This is a genomic window from Paenibacillus sp. AD87, from assembly GCF_001659845.1.
GTDB classification, from domain to species: Bacteria; Bacillota; Bacilli; order Paenibacillales; family Paenibacillaceae; genus Paenibacillus; species Paenibacillus marchantiae.
On the sequence record NZ_LXQN01000007.1, the window covers coordinates 2,784,698 to 2,801,529 of the forward strand.

A 16,832-nucleotide genomic window follows, 5' to 3' on the forward strand; every position below is an offset into this window, starting at 1 on the left:
TGATTTTAATATTTTGGTTGATTAGAGTTCTTTTGGATCTATAAACTTCACTTCTGGATACAAGTCGCTCGGTCCCTGAATCAGATTTCCACCCGTTTTTTTCAGCTGCTTGTTAAAGAAATCGAGTACATATTGATTTATGATATTTGATCCTCTTTTACCATTGATGTCTCCTGTGATCCCGGACATTTTAATAAGCTCCGAATAGAATTGAAGGTCCGTGAAATTGAAGTGTTGGGTTCCTTCTATATAAATCACATTTCCCCCCTGATTGATAACATTTTTCATAATGTGCAGCTCATCTGAAAGAGATTTAGTTACTTCGTCATCCGAATTTCTATCATTATCAAAATTGGCTAACCAGTCTTCAAAAGCTCCCGATCTGATGAACATAAATGGCTTGTTTATATCATCTCTATTTTCGACTTCATATAACGACCCATCCATATTAACCCCGGCCTTGATTCTCTGATCTAAATACGTTGCATTAAAAGCGGTTGCACCCCCAAAAGAATGACCCATCGCGCCGATGTTATCTAGATCGATTTTTCCTTTAAACTGACTTTCGATTGCACCTGAATTCAGCTTTTCGATTTGATCGATTACAAACTCCACGTCTTTCGTCCATATATTCCCTGTTTTTGTACGTTCATCTAGTGTAGTCGTACTTTTTTTATAATCCGTTACACGGCCGTCTGGAAAAAGGGTAGCAAAGGTGCTATACGTATGATCGATGGTGACCACGATAAAACCATTACTGGCCAGATTCTCGGCCTGTGATGCATGTAGAACTCTACTGGTTCCCATACCATGAGATAGTAGTACCACAGGATAAGGACTTGTTGAAGGTAATATTTCTACATTTTCATAAGAGTTGGTTTTACTATACTTCAAGTAGTCGAGCACAAATTCGGGCAGTTTTAAAGAAGTTGAGAAGCTCTGAATATACTTTTTGAACATTTCTTTATTATTTGGAAACAGCGTGTCACGCTTGTGGTTATTGCTGTTTTCAGTAGGGTACCAAACTTGAACCATAAGTTCCCTCTTATCGCCTTGATCTTCAGTTAATACTTCTTCTCTGTTCTGATCCGTAAAATGAAAGGTTTGAGTACCTACTTTCTCTGGACCATCCGGCTTCGGCAAATTAAAAACAGGTAGGTATACAGACAAGGCAGTAGAAACAACCAGCAGAATGACGATTAGGGAAGATAAACTATATTTCAATAACTTCCCCATTTTTAGATTCACCATCTTTTCGGAATGTCTGAATAAAACGATGAGTATGAATAGAGCCGTCATGATATATACCAAAAGCAACTGCCATCTGTATCCCTCAACAAACAATTGAACTAATAGTATAACGCTACTTCCTATACCCAGACCCAAGCCTATTTTCTTTGCACTTCTTTTAATAAACAATAGATCTACCAGTAAAGCGAGACAGGATAAAACTAAAAGTATTTCAAATAATCTCATTTGAATTCCTCTCTTTCATCACGGACATCGGCCGAATTGGACTTACTATGGAAAAACCGTCCCACAGGACGGCTTTTCATATTTCATTTATACACATCTGTGAAATCACGAGTAGACTATTACAGGATATTTACTTCACTTCGTTCATGAATGCTCTAAAGTCTTCAGCTATTTCTTTAAATAACGTATGGTGTAAATAATGTCCTCCATCCATTGTGATTACTTTTCCATGTACCGAATCTTTGATCTGCCCTTCATGCAAAGGTATCCAACCTTTTACACCTTCATTATTCGCTTGAACAAAGAGAAGAAGTGGAAGGTCTTTAGGGAAGGTTAAACCTTGGGCCCCTTTGAAATTGGAAGAAATATGGTCCATCTCATTTAACATCGTGGAACTGTTCGAGTTTTTATTCGACAGCATTTCCATCTGCTCTACGGTGTGTTCATCAAATGGGAGTCCAGCATAAGGGCCTTCACCAAATTTGACCACTAATCTTTGGAGACCTGATTTTTTAAGAAATCCGAACATTTTTGTAGGCATTTTGGCATCCATACCCGGTTGTGTTGAAACACTGCTATCGATTCCGACAAATGCCGTCACCTCGTTTGGATATTTGTTCACATAATCAATGCCGTAAATGCCTGCAATGGAGTGGCCCATGAGGATATACTGGTTAATGTTAAGCTGTTGTAAAGCTTCATGAACCTCACTTACGATATTTTCAGCGGTTCGTTCTTTTTCAGTTCCATCACTTAATCCATAACCGAAAGGTTCAACCGCCACAACCTTGTAGTTTGGAGATAGTTCATCAATAAGCAACTTGAAATCGAGCGCTGGTGTTGCTGTTCCATAACCGGGCAGAAGCACAATCGTTTCCTTGCCTTCACCTTGAATGAGCACATTCATATTTTTCCCGTCTACAGATACGTGCTGGCCGTATGTCTCTATCTTTTTCGCCTCTGAATTGGTACTGATCACATTCGTGATATAAACAATACCTAGGAACAGAACAATGACGATTACGATTGCTCCTAGTACTTTAAGTATATTGTTTCTTACCTTTTTGGCCCTCGAGCCATTCTTCGCTTTCTTTTCCTCTGGTTGTGTCACTCTCATCTTCTCCTGTCTTGAACTGTTTGTTCGGCTTTCTTCTTTGCTGCTAATGAAATCTTAACGTATGAAAATGTACTCCCCGTGACGTCAATATGAACTGAATATGAACAAGCAAATAAATTAATACTTACTGGGACGTCACAAATCCCCTGAATTTTTCAGCAATTTCTTTGGCATGGGAACGATACAAATAATGATTCGCTTCCAGCAGCACCACTTCACTATGCACAGTGTTCTCTATTAGCTTCTCATGCTCGGGAATCCAATTCTCCGCTGCCGGATGATTCTTTTGAACAAAGAAAAGAACCGGCAGATTAACAGGGAACCTTAGCTGTTCAGCTGCTTTAAAGTTGGAATACATACTCTCTGCCTCATTTAATTGAGTGGTATTATACATATTTTTTCGGATTAGAATGTTCAACTGTTCTTTGGTCTGCTCATCATAAGGTAGCCCATCATAAGGGTCAGCACTCAGTTTCAATTGTAATCGCGCGAATCCTAAGTTACGGAACCATTTAATCGGTTGTGTATCTGACGCATCAATCTTCTGTTCACTTATCGCAGGAACACTGCTATCCAGTCCGACAAATGCACTTACTTCGTTTGGATATTTGTTCACATAATCCAGGCTATAGATCCCGGAAATGGAATGACCCATGAGAATATACCGATCAATATGAAGACTTTGCAGCGCTTCGTGGATTTCACTTACGATATTTGCTGTACTGCGCTCCCTTTCGGTCTGATCGCTCAATCCGTAACCAAAAGGTTCAATCACGACCACTTTATAATATGGAGTCAGCTCTGAGATAAGCGGCTTAAAATCAAGTGCAGGTGACGCTGTTCCAAACCCTGGTAAAAGGACGATCGTTTCTTCTCCTTTTCCTTGAATGCTGACATTCATCTGTTTCCCATCTACAGATACATGCTGTCCATACGTTTCCATTCTTTTTTGCTCCGAATGACTACTGAATTTGTTAACGCTATACACGATGGCCACAAAAAGTAGGATGGCTATAACGATTGCACCTAATACTTTAAGCAAAATGTTTAACACTTTTCTTGTTCTGGTGCCACCCCACTGTTTCTTCTCTGTTTCTTGTGTCACACTCATCTGCTCCTGTTCTCATCTGTTTAATGGCAGCAACAAGCCGTTAATACAAGCCTAACCAACCAAGATGTCCTCATCATGACGACAATATGAACGAAGTATGAACTAACAAAAAAAGGCCACGTTTCACATGCGCCGCAGCTTGCATGTGAAACGTGGCCTGAACATATGGTTTAGACAATCGGGTGGATATTCTACACCTTATCCTGTAAGCCTAACTATTCTACTGGTGGAGTGATTGGCAACGTGACAATAAAGGTTGTTCCCTGACCAGGTTCACTTTCTACTCGAATGTCCCCTTGATGAAGCGATACAATCTGTTTAACGATAGCAAGCCCCATACCACTGCCGTCATACTTGCGACTGTGAGATCGATCCGACTTGAAAAACCGTTCGAATATACGCTTCTGGTCTTCATGAGGGATACCGATACCTGTGTCGGAGATTCGAATAGTCACGTTCTTGATATCCTGCTTGGTGCTGACGTGAATCACGCCGCCATCCTCGGAAAATTTGATACCGTTGCTGAGAATATTCGTCCATACCTGATTCAGCTGGTCGTGATCAGCCAAGACTTTAACGGCTTGGAGATCAAGCTCAAAGTGAATGTTGCGAGCAGACCATTGCGGCTGGAGAGTTACAATAACCCGCCTGATCTGTTCATCCAGGCTGAGTGTGCTAAGTCGAGGTTGCTGTGACTGTGATTCAAGCATGCTCAACTTGAGCAGATTATCACTCATTTTGGACATCCGCTTCGCCTCGGCGATAATAATCTCAAGATATCGGCTTCGTTCTTGCTCTGAGAGGTTTACTTGTTTCAGTGCTTGAGCATAACCGGATATCGAAGTCAGCGGAGATTGAACCTCGTGCGACACATTCGTTACAAATTCCCTGCGCATCTGCTCCAACTGCTGCAAATCATGCATCATCTCTTCGAAACTGCGCGCCAGTGTGCCCAGTTCTCCGGTTTGCTTGATATTCAGCTTGACGTTGAAATCTCCAGCAGCGATCCGCTTCGTTGCTTTTGTCAGTTTTTTGATCGGTCTAACCAAAAATATGGAAGCAATCAGAATGATAATACTTCCTGCAATCAATGAACAGGTTGCAAAGATCGAAGCCCATTGGACGACAAACAAGGAAGAAGGTGGAGCGAGCGTCTCAAAAAACATTGCTTTCGCTCCCATTTCCGTTTTCACCGGCAAACCTAAAAGAACTGTTGCAATACCGTTCGGATTGTCCTGGACTACGCCTCCATCTAACACTTTCTTTAGTTGCTCTTTCGTCACCGTGGCCGATTTATGTCCGTTAAGCTTTCCATACGACTGGAACTGACCCGTTGCATCGTAAATTCGAATATGATATGAATTCAGTAGCTTCATTCCACTAACGAACGATTCTGCTTCACTCAATGGAAGGGTCTTGTAAATCTGCACGACATCCTGGCCGAAGTTACGTATGTTAATTTGAGCATTTTCATTCAATTGATCTTCGAATATCATCGTGGACATAAAAAAAGAAATGATCGTGCCGGCGATGACGGAGACCAGAAATGTCAGGACCACACGGATATATAACGATCTAATCATTCGTAAACCTCAAGCCGGTACCCCAGACCTCGCACTGTTTCAATCCGAAAATCGGGTGTTGTTGCGAACCGTTCACGCAGGCGTTTAATATGTACGTCTATCGTTCGATCATCACCGGCGTAATCAATACCCCAGATTTGATCGATCAATTGCTCACGTGTATAGACTTGTCCGGGTGTTCCAGCGAGTTTATAGAGCAATTCGAACTCCTTCAGCGGCAACGTAAGCGACTCTGTTCCGCTCGTCACCTTGTAGGTTTGTCGATCCAGGATAACGTTGCCGAAATGGATCGTCTGTGTGGAGCCGATTTTGTATCGTTTGAGTAATGCTCGGACACGAGCCGTGAGCTCCAACGGATCAAACGGTTTTGTTAGATAATCATCGGTCCCCAGTTCGAATCCCTTCACCTTTTCCCAGGTCTCACCTCTCGCCGTCAGCATGAGCAGCGGAAGATCAGGATTGGCTCTTCGCAGCTCCTTACATAACGTCCAGCCATCCATGACAGGCATCATGATATCAAGCACAACAAGATCGACATGTGTTGAGCCGTAAACGGTCAGTGCCTCCTTGCCATCCGCAGCTTCAGCCGTTTCAAATCCGTCATTTCTCAAAAATAAACAGACGAGTTCACGAATATTCGGATCATCGTCAGCAACCAGTATTGTAGGCATTTGTTTCCTCTTTTCCTGTTTCCATGTCATGTAGTCGTAATCATTATACTATTATTGAATTTGTAAAAAGCAAGTAAGAAGTTTAATCTCGCCATTCCCTCAGAATGTTCTGCATCCCCGACTTGGTATGAAGAAACTGTTTCACACGAGAGCCATTGGCACCAGATGGATGAGGAAATCCCCATAAAATCTTCTCTTCATCTACCCGATGTTCATCAAGCAATTGATGTAGTACAGCCTCCACCGACTTTCCTAATGGAATAATAAGAGGATGCTTTAACTGTTCCAATTCAGGCAGAAATGACTCAAGTACAGCTTGATACAAAAATTCACTTTGAGGAATGGAAGGCTGATGTCCATTGTAATTTTGCTTATTCACCAAGACTGGATATCGAATCAGAGAAGTTGTATGTAACAATGTACAGTCTGCTTCAAATAACCTTTGTACATGGGGCACTCTTATATATTCATGCAAGCCTATTTCCTGGAGCATTAGAATCAAATTGCTACGCATAGAGCCGGCCATTCTTGCCGCTATTTTGGCTTCTTTACAGGCTTGCTCATATGATTTGTGTGCTTTCAAAGCTTGGATAGCCGTTCTATAAGCAATCTCCATTTGCTGCCAACCTGGTGTGATGCCCACAAGCATGACTTTTGCGGTTGCATTGATATATTCATTATGTGGGGAATAGAACATCTCCACCTCTCCTGAAGAGCTTAATTTCAGCTCATTAATCAGCAGCTGTGCTTTGGAGTACTTGGGTTGTATCGGGAATGATTTCATCACGTCAATCAGACTCTGTTGTTGAGTGGGAGATATCAGCAGATTGCTCACTCCTTACGGGCCTTTATGTATTGGCTACCCTGCAGATTATCGCTTATATACCTTATTTTGTACAATAACAGCCGAATTAATTGAAATAAAAAGGGTAATTGACGGACAACGTCCATCGATTACCCTTTTTATTATTATGAATGGACCGGTAGCTGTACAGTGAATGTCGCACCTTCTCCTGGTTCACTGAACACGGAGACAGTACCCTCATGCATCTCCACAATTTTATGCACGATGGATAGGCCCAGCCCACTGCCACCCAAGGCACGTGTCCGGGATTGATCTGCTTTGTAGAACCGTTCGAATATGCGAAGCTGATCCTGCTTGGTGATGCCGGGTCCACTGTCAGAAATACGTACACTGACCTTGCCATCACTTTGTGTAAGGAAAACATCAATTTTTCCGCCTTCTGGCGTGAACTTGATTGCATTATGAATAAGGTTGATCCACAACTGAATCATCAAGTCCTCATCAGCAAAGATTTCAACTTCTTCCAGCTCTACGTTCATATCAATTTTTTTGTCATCCCATTGGGGTTCGCAGGCCAGAACCAGAGTCACCAGCTGCCGATCCAAGCGGTAAGATGTTTTATGTGATGCATGCTCGGATGAATCCAGAACGGCGAGCTTCATTAAATTATCACTCAGTCTGGACAAACGAACACATTCCGTCTCAATGATCGTCAGATACTTTTCCCGTTTTTCCTGATCCATATCTTTATTTTTCAGCGCCCTGGCGAAACCGCTGATTGACGTGAGCGGCGATCCGATCTCATGTGATACATTGGAGATGAATTCCTGACGCAAATCTTCCATCGCTTTGAGATTTGCCGCCATGTCATTGATGCTTTCAACCAACTGCACAAACGGATGGGGATTTCTCTGTCTCCCGTTTCTATTGGCAAATTCCGCATCCAGATTCACGCGAAAATCCCCCCGGGAAATGCTTTTCAAAGCCTGAATCATCTCATTAAAAAATTCATATTGCCTGCCTTTAACCAGCGGACCGATCATTGTAATGCATAATCCAAAAAAAATGAACCCCAGCATGGCATTTATCAGAAAAGCAAGCAATTCATGCGGTTCCCATGGGACAAAGGAATACACATATCTCGTAAGGTAGAAAGCTGCTGTCCAGCAGGCAAACAGGGCCAGAGATACCAGAATGACGTTTCTGGAAACATGAAGAAATCCACCCTCCTGCTTCATTGCCTTACCTCCAGGCGATAGCCCAAACCTCGCATAGTACGAATGACGAAAGCATGCTCTTCCTCCGGAAACCGTTCACGAAGTCGCTTGATATGCACATCAATCGTTCTCTCGTCCCCTTCGTAATCATACCCCCAGATCTTTTCGATTAACTGATCACGGGTAAAGGTTTTGCCAGGATAACTCGCAAGGGTGAACAGCAGTTCAAATTCCTTACGTGGCAATACAATATCCTGATCACCTTTCTTGCACTCAAACGTATCACCCCGCAGGACCAGTTCACCAAGCAGGATCACTTGTGAAGTCATAATCCGATATCGTTTCAATAAAGCCTTCACCCGTGCAACCAGCACCAGCGGATCAAAAGGCTTCACCAGATAATCATCCGTCCCCAGGGTAAATCCTTTGATGATCTGCGAGGTTTCCCCTTTGGCCGTTAACATCAGGAGCGGCAGATCCGTCTGCTGCCGCAACTGGCGGCATAGTTCCCATCCGTCCATGCCTGGCATCATAATATCGAGAACAACCAGATCTACCTTATGGTCAGCGAGTAATCGCAATGCATCCAAACCGTCAACAGCCTCAATTACGTGCAAACCCTCCTGCTGTAAAAAATGTCCTACCAGCTCTCGGATATGCGGGTCGTCATCAACGACCAATATGCTTGTCAAAGTGACCACCTCCATTTTTTCAACCTTGCCTTATACTCCACATTCTGTCAAGAAAAAGACCTTATACCATGAAGGCATAACATCTCTTTCCTGACATGCTACACTTGTTTAGCAAAATTCGATGATTTCCAATTACGTTCTGCTCATATATGCCCGCACTGTCAATGGTGCAAAAATGGCTACAATAACCGCTGCTCCGGCAAGGCTGGTCACCAGATCTGTGCCCATTGTCCCTTGATTCGCCAATTCCCGTACAGCTGAAACCAAATGGGATATCGGATTGACATTAACTACCCACTGAAGCCAATTCGGCATCGTATCTACCGGAACGAAAGCGTTCGAAGCAAAGGTGAGCGGAAACAGTACGAGCATGGAAATCCCTTGTACACTGGACGCTGTACGTGCAATAACACCGAGAAAAGCAAAAATCCAACTGATGGCCCAAGCGCACACAATAACCAGCAATCCTGCCAAGGCAACATGACCCAATCCACCTGCAGGGCTATATCCCAATAAATATCCAATCGTAAAGGTAAGGAACGTTGCAATGGTATAGCGTATCGTGTCTGCCAGCAATGCTCCGGCCAGTGGCGCAATACGTGCTATAGGCAATGATTTGAATCGGTCGAATACCCCTTTATCCATATCCTCACGCAATTGCACACCAGTAACGACGGAGCTTGTAATTACCGTCTGCACAAGTATACCCGGAATAATGACCAACAAATAAGCTTGAATATTTCCCGAGATCGCACCACCAAAAATGTACGTAAACATCAATGTGAAAATGATCGGCTGTAGTGTAACATCGAATAATTGCTCTGGTGTTCGTCTAACCTTCAAGATCCCGCGATAAGCCATCGTTAAGGAATTCCGGACGGTTTGCCCAAAGCTTGTGTATTTTCTGAGCTTACGGCTTGGGTTTTGTTTCGCTATTGTACTGTTCATACTTGCAACTCCTCCACTGCTTTTGATTCTTGAGACGTATGAGACGCATTGCCACTCGCATCTTGGCCCGTAATGGTGAGAAATACTTCATCAAGTGTAGGTTTCTGGACACTCATCTCTGCCAGATCAATGCCTGCGGAACGAAAGGCAATCAGTAGATCTGCTGCAATATTCGCATTCGCCATCGGTGCAGTAATCTTCCCTGCTTCCGCTGATACGCTGGATTCTGTTCGAAGGATCTGCTCCACAATCTGACGGGCGTGTTCAATCCGTGTCGGTTCCTGGATGCGCAGTTGAAGTGATGCAGTGCCAACGGAGGCTTTCAAATCATCCACCGTACCTTCGGCCACAACATGACCCTGATCAATTACGGCAACACGGTCGGCCAGTTGATCAGCTTCATCAAGATATTGTGTTGTAAGAAGCACGGTTGAACCAGTCTTGACCAACTGGCGAATCGTATTCCACATCTGTGCACGTGTCCGTGGGTCAAGTCCAGTTGTCGGTTCGTCCAAAAAGATCAGCGGCGGCTGAGCAATAAGGCTTGCTGCGAGATCGAGACGGCGGCGCATGCCTCCGGAGAACCCTTTGATTGGACGTTTCGCCGCCTCCGTCAAGCCGAACTCTTCGAGCAAATCGGCTGTTTTGCGTTTCGCTTCTGCGCGGCCAAGACCCAGCAGCCGTGAAAATATCATCAAATTTTCGTTGGCACTAAGTGACTCGTCAACCGATGCGTATTGTCCTGTAAGTCCAATCAGCTGGCGTACGATATGTGACTCCTTCACCACATCATGCCCAAATATTTTGGCTGATCCTCCATCGGGCCGAAGCAGCGTGCCCAACATCCGAATGGTTGTTGTTTTCCCTGCTCCATTCGGTCCCAGTACGCCGTAGATCGTGCCTGCCTTCACGTTCAGATTCACACCATCCACTGCACGCTTATCTCCAAAGATTTTTACAAGCCCCTCTGCTTCAATGGCCCAATCTCCAAGTTCATTACCTGTTGTTCTTTGCTGTGTATTATTCAATTGTGGTTCCTCCCCTATCGTTTATAGGGGAAGAATATCGTACTTTTATGAACTGAATATGAATGGAATCGGAAAGTTTTCAATTTCAAATCACAAAACCCCGCCAAGGTCCAAATGGACACCGGCAGGGTTCGGATCGTATTATAATACTCTAATTTGCAGGTTTGATATCAAAGAAGTCCAGTTCTCCATATCCTTCACCTTTGGAGAAACGAATTTTGTTCACACCAGCCTTTAGCTGAACTCTCGCTGTAGACAGTCCCCAGTTCTCCCATCCCTTGTTCGTAATGTAGAAAGGACTGCCTGTGCCTCCATTCACACTCAGCAGCAGGTTGGACCAGTTGCTGCCTGCTGTGCCATTCGCTGTCCTCGCCAGGAGAATATATGTGCCGGCAGTTGCTGCATTGACGTTAAATTCTACATAGCTATCCGCCGTATCGATATGACCAGCTTTCATGCCACCTGAACCAGAAGGACTCTGGGAAGCATAAGCGATCCCACCAAAGGTTCCCTCTTCTCCTTCATATCGAACGATTGACTTTTCTCCCGAAGGTAGAGCAATAGGTGCGTTGGGATTCACCGGTGTACCCAAGTCCGGGGTATTGTCGGCATTCCAGGTAAACTTCTGTAAGCGAATCTCACGATTCCATCCGGAATTATTGGATTTCGCTGTGTGGTACATGATCCAGTCCTCAGTCCCGTCAGGCGATTTCGTAAAAGAATGATGACCCGGACCATACAAGCCGTTCCCCGATTTGAAGATAGGCTGACTGCGCTTGCTCCAGGATGCCGGATTCAGCAAGTTGCTTGAGGCGTTAGCGGTAATAAGCCCCAGACAATAGTCGTTGGTCCAACTACCACTTGCCGAGTAGACTAGACTGATAACTCCGTTTCGAACGATCACCTGCGGTCCCTCATTTACATTCGGGGAATGATTGGTTTCCCAGGCGTAGGTTGGTCGTGCAATTTCCACGCGATTTGAATCGATCGTCCAGGGATTACTCATATGGGCAATGTACAGATTCTGCCTTACATTCGTATCTGCTTCCCAGCCCGACCAGATAAAGTAGAGCTGTCCGTTTACCTGTAATACCGTCCCGTCGATAGCCCACTTGTTGGTGGGATCCGTAATCTGCCCTTTGTATTGCCAGGTTCCCTGTGTGGGGTCAGCTGACGTATTTTCCATGACATACATACGGTGATTGACGTTGTCTCCATCATCCTTCGCATAATAGATGTACCACGCACCGTTGATGTAATGAAGCTCTGGAGCCCAGATGCCGCAGCAGCCGGTATTCACCACAGTGGTTGGAGCCGCATCAATGGTTGTTAATTGAGCTGACTTCCAGATGGTAACGTTACCACCTGTTGTTTTGGTGAAATAATAGAATCCGTCAGTGTGCTTGTAGACCCATGGATCAGCTCCATCCTGCATTACGACATTATAGAAATTATTCTGAACGGTCGCTGCATGCGTCGTCTGTCCCATCGGGAAAATAAGAAATGCACATAAGGCCAGCAACAATTTGTTCCTGTAATTCATTATTTTCATCTACAGTCACGCTCCCTATAGGATTATGAATCATGCGCGTACCTGACCTGCAACGTTCAATCTTCGATGGTAGCCTTGCGGGAATTAATGCGACGAATCGTTTCCGGGTCGAATTTCGGACGGCGGTCATACGTGTACAGTCCATTCACTTCCTGTTCCACATCATATAGCTGGGTATAACAAAACCCGAACATCTTCGGATGGTCCAGCAGGACATTGGTTAGTCCCTCATAACGTGCAATGAAAGCTTCTTCGGATTGTGGTCTGTCCCCGTAACCCCAAGCTTTCTCATCTTGCTGATCCGGATTCCACCAGATACCGCCATACTCACTGATAAAATATGGCTGCCCTTCATACGTCTGCCGCTCTGGAAAGGTATTAAATACTTCCCCACCGCTTTTCATCGGTTCATATCTGGCCCGGAACGTATCCGGGTTCTGATCATAGTCATGCAAATCGAAGATATCCGTCACCACATGAAAGTTACCGCTGGTATCAATGACAGGACGTGTCGGGTCCATACGTTTAGTCATCTCATAGACAATGCGCAGCACGTCGTTATCCTGCCGGGTTCCATCACGATCCCACGTTTCGTTGAACGGACACCAGCCGATAAGCGAGGGATGATTAAAGTCACGTTCCATACCTTCCATCCATTCCGGTAGGAACCGGGCAAGGCTTTCGGTCGTTGTAATATCCTGTCCCCAGTTGGCATGTTCTCCCCATACCAGGTAACCAAGCTGGTCAGCCCAATATAGGAAACGTGGCTCAAACATCTTTTCGTGCAATCTCGCTCCATTAAAGCCAAGCCCCATGGAGATCTCGATGTCCTTGCGCAGATCTTCGTCGCTAGGTGCCGTGTAGATGCCATCCGGGTAAAAGCCCTGATCTAGTACAAGCCGCTGAAAAACGGACTTCTCATTGATACGAAATGCCATGCCATCCAGCCTTACCGTCCGCAGTCCGAAATACGAGTCTACCGTATCGATGGTCTGATCCTGCCCATGCAGCTTCAACTCCAGATCATACAATTTGGCATTCCCCGGCTCCCATAAATGGATTTCGGATAATGGGACGGTAAGCTTCACAGCAGGTCCATGAACAACCGCCGTTGTCGATCCAACATTCTTGCCGTCAAAGTGGGCAGTTGCAGCCAGCTCTCCTCCAGCAGCGTTACCGCATATTTTCACTTCAAGGTGCACACATGCATTATCCGGATCAGCCGCGACTTTCATGTCGGAGAGATACACCTCTGGCACTTGCTCCAGCCACACCGTTTGCCAAATGCCGGTCGTCCGCGTGTAATCGCAGCCATGTGAGTGGAATCGTTCGCTCTGCTTGCCTCGCGGCTGAAGTCCAGAACGCACATCGTCTTCCGCATAAACCGTGACTACATTCGTTCCCGACGAAACATGGGATGTGATATCAAAATGGAATGGCGAATAGCCTCCCCGATGTTTGCCAACCGCTTTTCCATTGACCCAGATCTCGGCTTCGTAATCAACAGCGCCAAAATGAAGCAAAATGCGCCCATTCATCCAGGCATCCGGGATAGAGAATTCCCGTTTGTACCATACTGCTGCCATAAAATCGGTATAGGCCACCCCGGACAGTTTACTCTCTGGACAGAACGGAACAGTGATTGTCCCAGAGAGATGATGTTCGGACTGTTCATAACCTCGTTCTTTTCCACTTTTGCCATGATCCATTTCGAACTGCCAAGTTCCGTTCAGATTGATCCAATGGTTACGCACCCACTGAGGGCGAGGGTATTCCGGGCGTGGTGTTAATGTCATCTTGTCTTTATTCATACGAAAATCACTCCTATTAGCCTTTGATTGAACCGGTATATACTCCTTTTACAAAGTTCTTTTGCAGGAAAGGGTATACCATCAGTATTGGAACGGTGGACACAACAATGGGGCAATATTTGTTCTGTATTTAAATCAAAGTATAATTACACAATAATTAGATGTCAACGTTTTCAATCTGTTTTCTTGTAATGAAATTCGTCTGGTATTATTGCTTAGATTTCCTTCAAACAGCATGGGAAAGTTAATTATTCACCGAATCACACCATTAAAACATTGTTCCAATGCGGAAAAACCCAGTTCAAAGCCGAAATGATTATTACTTTCTTCGTCTAATGAAAGCATTCGTTTTCACCAAATCATTTATCTACTTCGCCATTAATTACAAAATAGTTGTAACTATACGCATACCCAGCCTCTATTCTCGAGTCTTCTGTTTTACTCTCCCGATGGAACTTGAAGCGCATGATCATCGCTGAAAGGCACACCAAAATCAGGTGTTCCATCCCTTTTCCATCCAAATTTTTGAATGCGCGTTGCCCGTAAACGCATAAAATAATAATGACCATCGGAGTGCCTGTAGACCCAAGGGTCTGCGGATTGCAATGCCACCGGATTACAAAATGTACTGGTTGTCATCTCTATTCTCTCCCTTCATCTCGTGCTATTTTCTATTATCTGGCAGGATTGGTTTGCGGACAATTGTGAAAACGCTTTAATTTGGTTGTAAAAAAAGACAACCTTCAAGCGATTTCGTCGGTCGAAAAAAAACGTCCTGGAGACGGTTTTTCCTGTTGAAGCTTTACTGAATGCTTTGCATCCGCCATTCCAGTGGGGTAACCCCGACAGATCTGACAAAATAATCATAAAATCGGCTGGACGAAGTAAACCCTACTTCCGAAGATATCATTTCGACTGCCTTGTTGGTTTGTTGTAACATCCGTTTGGCTTCCATTAGACGAATATTGATAATGTATTGCTTCGGAGAAAACCCCACCGATTCCGTGAATTTCTTTCGCAGATTGCTTTCTGACAGGAAATGTCGAGAGGCCAATTCACTAACCGTAATCGGCGTGTAGTAAGACGAATGGATCTCTTTCAGGATTTCCTGAATGATGCCTTGAACCGTTGGATCGTTCACAGCATGAGGAGCTTCGAATGAGCAATTCCGCTGGAACAGTAGCAGTGCAGCATGTGAATGGGATTTGAATAAACCTTCACCCTGCTCCAGATGAAACAAGTTCGGTTTAAAACGCTCGATACTCACGATACATGAGGTACCGTTATTTGGCATATCTCGCATCCTGATCACCCGCATTCATCGTATACCTTACCTGCATAATAATGTTCTGTTCATGATCTCCGAACTCATTGCCAAACAGGTTCATGCCTCCCTGATGCCTAGCATCCGGATGAATTCCAATGCGTAATCTTAACTTGTGTTTATCCTCAAGATGAAGATCTGACAGGGACACATCCGAAATTTTCTCCTTGTCCAGCATGGTCATGTTGTCGTCCACACGCCATTTTTTGAGAATGCCGTATTGTGTGGAACCATCAGACCACCATGCCGGATTCAGTTTACCTCGGCGGTCGCCCAAATCTCCGGGACTAGTCCACATCCCGATCTCAGTGCCATTCACCCAAATGGAAATATCCGAGGGCCAATCATTGTTATAAGTTGCTACTTCAGAACAGATTTCCATGGACAATTCCAAAGATTCAATCGTTGCACCTTGCGGAATATCCATTGGAAGCAAATATTCCAGATAACCTTTTGCCAGCCAAATAATCTGAGCATCAATATGCTTAGGATGATAGAAGCTTGCCGGGTCGTCTTCCTTCAGAATCATCTCCTCCGTGCTCGCCATGCCGCATGTTGGCTCAACTTCACAGTCGCTGTAATGCCCTATCGGCATCTGTACTTCATAAACATTCGTATCCCGTGTGGGAAAGGAAGTCACTCGACCCAGGGCGATATGAATATCATCATAATTGCGGCTGCAAACCTTCATGGCCCCACGAGAGGCTGGGAGCATCTCCGTATGTATTAAATGGGCTGCCTCCAGCACTTTAATATGGTTGGCAACCGTTGACACGGGCAGGTTAAGTGCTTCGGCAATTTCAATAATGTTTAATTTGTTGGCATTAAGAAGCTGGAGAATGTCAATCCGGGAACGAGTCGACAAGGCGTGGGTTACAGTTACCAGTTTTTCCGGGTCGTTAAAGCTGAGTTCCAGCACGTATTTGCTCTCCTTTGGAAAATATTAATTAAAATAATTCTACTGAATAACAGGAATAAACACAATGTTGCTATGCTCCATCCTGCTTTAGGGAGAATTCATCTGAGAACATTTTCCACGTAATCTTTCCTATAACGAAGGCAATGAATAGAAGTAATCTGCATTTCTTGTGAAAGGAAGAGTTATACGTGATAAGTGAACTCAATAGCTGGATCAGGCATATTGCTTCTAACTATATATTGATTATTACGGCAGCTGTTATTTTCTTCGCGATTAAGGCTGTAATCGGATTCTACACCTACAAACATTACAACAAACAATTGGACCATTTGCACCATAAAGTCGATCTGCTCATCAAGGAACAGCAGCTTCTAGCTCAGCAGTTCTCCGTTCCCAACGGAAACAGAGACATGATGCACAAAGAAGACCACTTCGAGTCTTCATCGCAACCTCCTCTAATGTGATCTTCTCATTTGTCTTATGTGTGAGATGACCCTTCCCCTCTTTTAAATCAAAGGCTTACTCACTCACCGTAAGAGTCGACTACATCGTTCTGATCAGTCTTGTTTTATTTTTCC

Annotated in this window: 16 protein-coding genes and 1 pseudogene; 1 reads left to right on the plus strand and 16 read right to left on the minus strand. The window is 44.5% G+C overall.

Translation table 11 applies throughout. The features are described from left to right. Window positions 1-21 precede the first annotated feature (21 nt). The 16 genes and pseudogenes from gpAD87_RS12120 to gpAD87_RS12190 form a co-directional block, all read right to left on the minus strand. Window positions 22-1,476 carry an alpha/beta hydrolase family protein gene (locus gpAD87_RS12120; protein ID WP_064638619.1) on the minus strand — a complete coding sequence of 485 codons (1,455 nt, stop codon included), beginning with the start codon at window positions 1,474-1,476 and terminating at the stop codon, window positions 22-24. 130 nt (window positions 1,477-1,606) lie between these two features. Next, complete coding sequence (locus tag gpAD87_RS12125; protein WP_064638620.1) at window positions 1,607-2,587, minus strand: alpha/beta hydrolase; 981 nt, start codon at window positions 2,585-2,587, stop codon at window positions 1,607-1,609. Window positions 2,588-2,717: 130 nt separating this feature from the next. Continuing rightward, window positions 2,718-3,704, minus strand: coding sequence for an alpha/beta hydrolase (locus gpAD87_RS12130; RefSeq protein WP_064638622.1), 987 nt, complete (start codon window positions 3,702-3,704; stop codon window positions 2,718-2,720). Window positions 3,705-3,919: 215 nt separating this feature from the next. Next, window positions 3,920-5,287, minus strand: a complete 1,368-nt coding sequence (locus gpAD87_RS12135) for a sensor histidine kinase (protein ID WP_064638624.1) — start codon at window positions 5,285-5,287, stop codon at window positions 3,920-3,922. Continuing rightward, window positions 5,284-5,958: a response regulator transcription factor gene (locus gpAD87_RS12140; protein ID WP_064638626.1), complete on the minus strand. Its 675-nt coding sequence runs from the start codon at window positions 5,956-5,958 to the stop codon at window positions 5,284-5,286. The genes gpAD87_RS12135 and gpAD87_RS12140 overlap by 4 nt, the downstream gene beginning before the upstream one ends. Before the next feature lie 82 nt (window positions 5,959-6,040). After that, window positions 6,041-6,793 carry a hypothetical protein gene (locus gpAD87_RS12145; RefSeq protein WP_231952524.1) on the minus strand — a complete coding sequence of 251 codons (753 nt, stop codon included), beginning with the start codon at window positions 6,791-6,793 and terminating at the stop codon, window positions 6,041-6,043. Between the two features lie 134 nt (window positions 6,794-6,927). Then, window positions 6,928-8,001 (minus strand): sensor histidine kinase, encoded by a 1,074-nt coding sequence (locus gpAD87_RS12150; protein ID WP_064638627.1) that lies wholly within the window; start codon window positions 7,999-8,001, stop codon window positions 6,928-6,930. Next, complete coding sequence (locus tag gpAD87_RS12155; protein ID WP_099854353.1) at window positions 7,998-8,672, minus strand: response regulator transcription factor; 675 nt, start codon at window positions 8,670-8,672, stop codon at window positions 7,998-8,000. Before gpAD87_RS12155 ends, gpAD87_RS12150 begins: the two co-directional genes overlap by 4 nt. Before the next feature lie 132 nt (window positions 8,673-8,804). Beyond that, window positions 8,805-9,620, minus strand: a complete 816-nt coding sequence (locus gpAD87_RS12160) for an ABC transporter permease (protein WP_064638631.1) — start codon at window positions 9,618-9,620, stop codon at window positions 8,805-8,807. Beyond that, on the minus strand, window positions 9,617-10,648 hold the full coding sequence (locus gpAD87_RS12165) for an ATP-binding cassette domain-containing protein (RefSeq protein ID WP_064638632.1): 1,032 nt from the start codon (window positions 10,646-10,648) through the stop codon (window positions 9,617-9,619). Before gpAD87_RS12165 ends, gpAD87_RS12160 begins: the two co-directional genes overlap by 4 nt. A gap of 151 nt (window positions 10,649-10,799) precedes the next feature. Beyond that, window positions 10,800-12,200 (minus strand): family 43 glycosylhydrolase, encoded by a 1,401-nt coding sequence (locus gpAD87_RS12170; RefSeq protein ID WP_064638634.1) that lies wholly within the window; start codon window positions 12,198-12,200, stop codon window positions 10,800-10,802. A 56-nt stretch (window positions 12,201-12,256) separates the two neighbouring features. Continuing rightward, entirely contained in the window at window positions 12,257-14,011 is a 1,755-nt protein-coding gene (locus gpAD87_RS12175) for a glycoside hydrolase family 2 protein (protein WP_064638636.1), read from the minus strand. A gap of 16 nt (window positions 14,012-14,027) precedes the next feature. Further along, window positions 14,028-14,132 (minus strand): annotated as a pseudogene (locus gpAD87_RS32560) (carbohydrate ABC transporter permease); the annotation flags it as partial. 317 nt (window positions 14,133-14,449) lie between these two features. After that, on the minus strand, window positions 14,450-14,650 hold the full coding sequence (locus gpAD87_RS32565) for a hypothetical protein (protein ID WP_064638638.1): 201 nt from the start codon (window positions 14,648-14,650) through the stop codon (window positions 14,450-14,452). A gap of 163 nt (window positions 14,651-14,813) precedes the next feature. Continuing rightward, a complete protein-coding gene (locus gpAD87_RS12185) occupies window positions 14,814-15,305 on the minus strand; it encodes a helix-turn-helix transcriptional regulator (RefSeq protein ID WP_064638639.1) in 492 nt (163 codons plus the stop codon). Next, complete coding sequence (locus gpAD87_RS12190) at window positions 15,295-16,254, minus strand: ArsR/SmtB family transcription factor (protein WP_064638641.1); 960 nt, start codon at window positions 16,252-16,254, stop codon at window positions 15,295-15,297. The genes gpAD87_RS12185 and gpAD87_RS12190 overlap by 11 nt, the downstream gene beginning before the upstream one ends. A 188-nt stretch (window positions 16,255-16,442) precedes the next feature. On the opposite strand from gpAD87_RS12190, the gene gpAD87_RS12195 reads away from it, so the two are divergent. Then, the gene (locus gpAD87_RS12195) at window positions 16,443-16,718 is read left to right on the plus strand and encodes a hypothetical protein (RefSeq protein WP_063565183.1); all 276 of its coding nucleotides are present in this window, start codon (window positions 16,443-16,445) and stop codon (window positions 16,716-16,718) included. Window positions 16,719-16,832 lie beyond the last annotated feature (114 nt).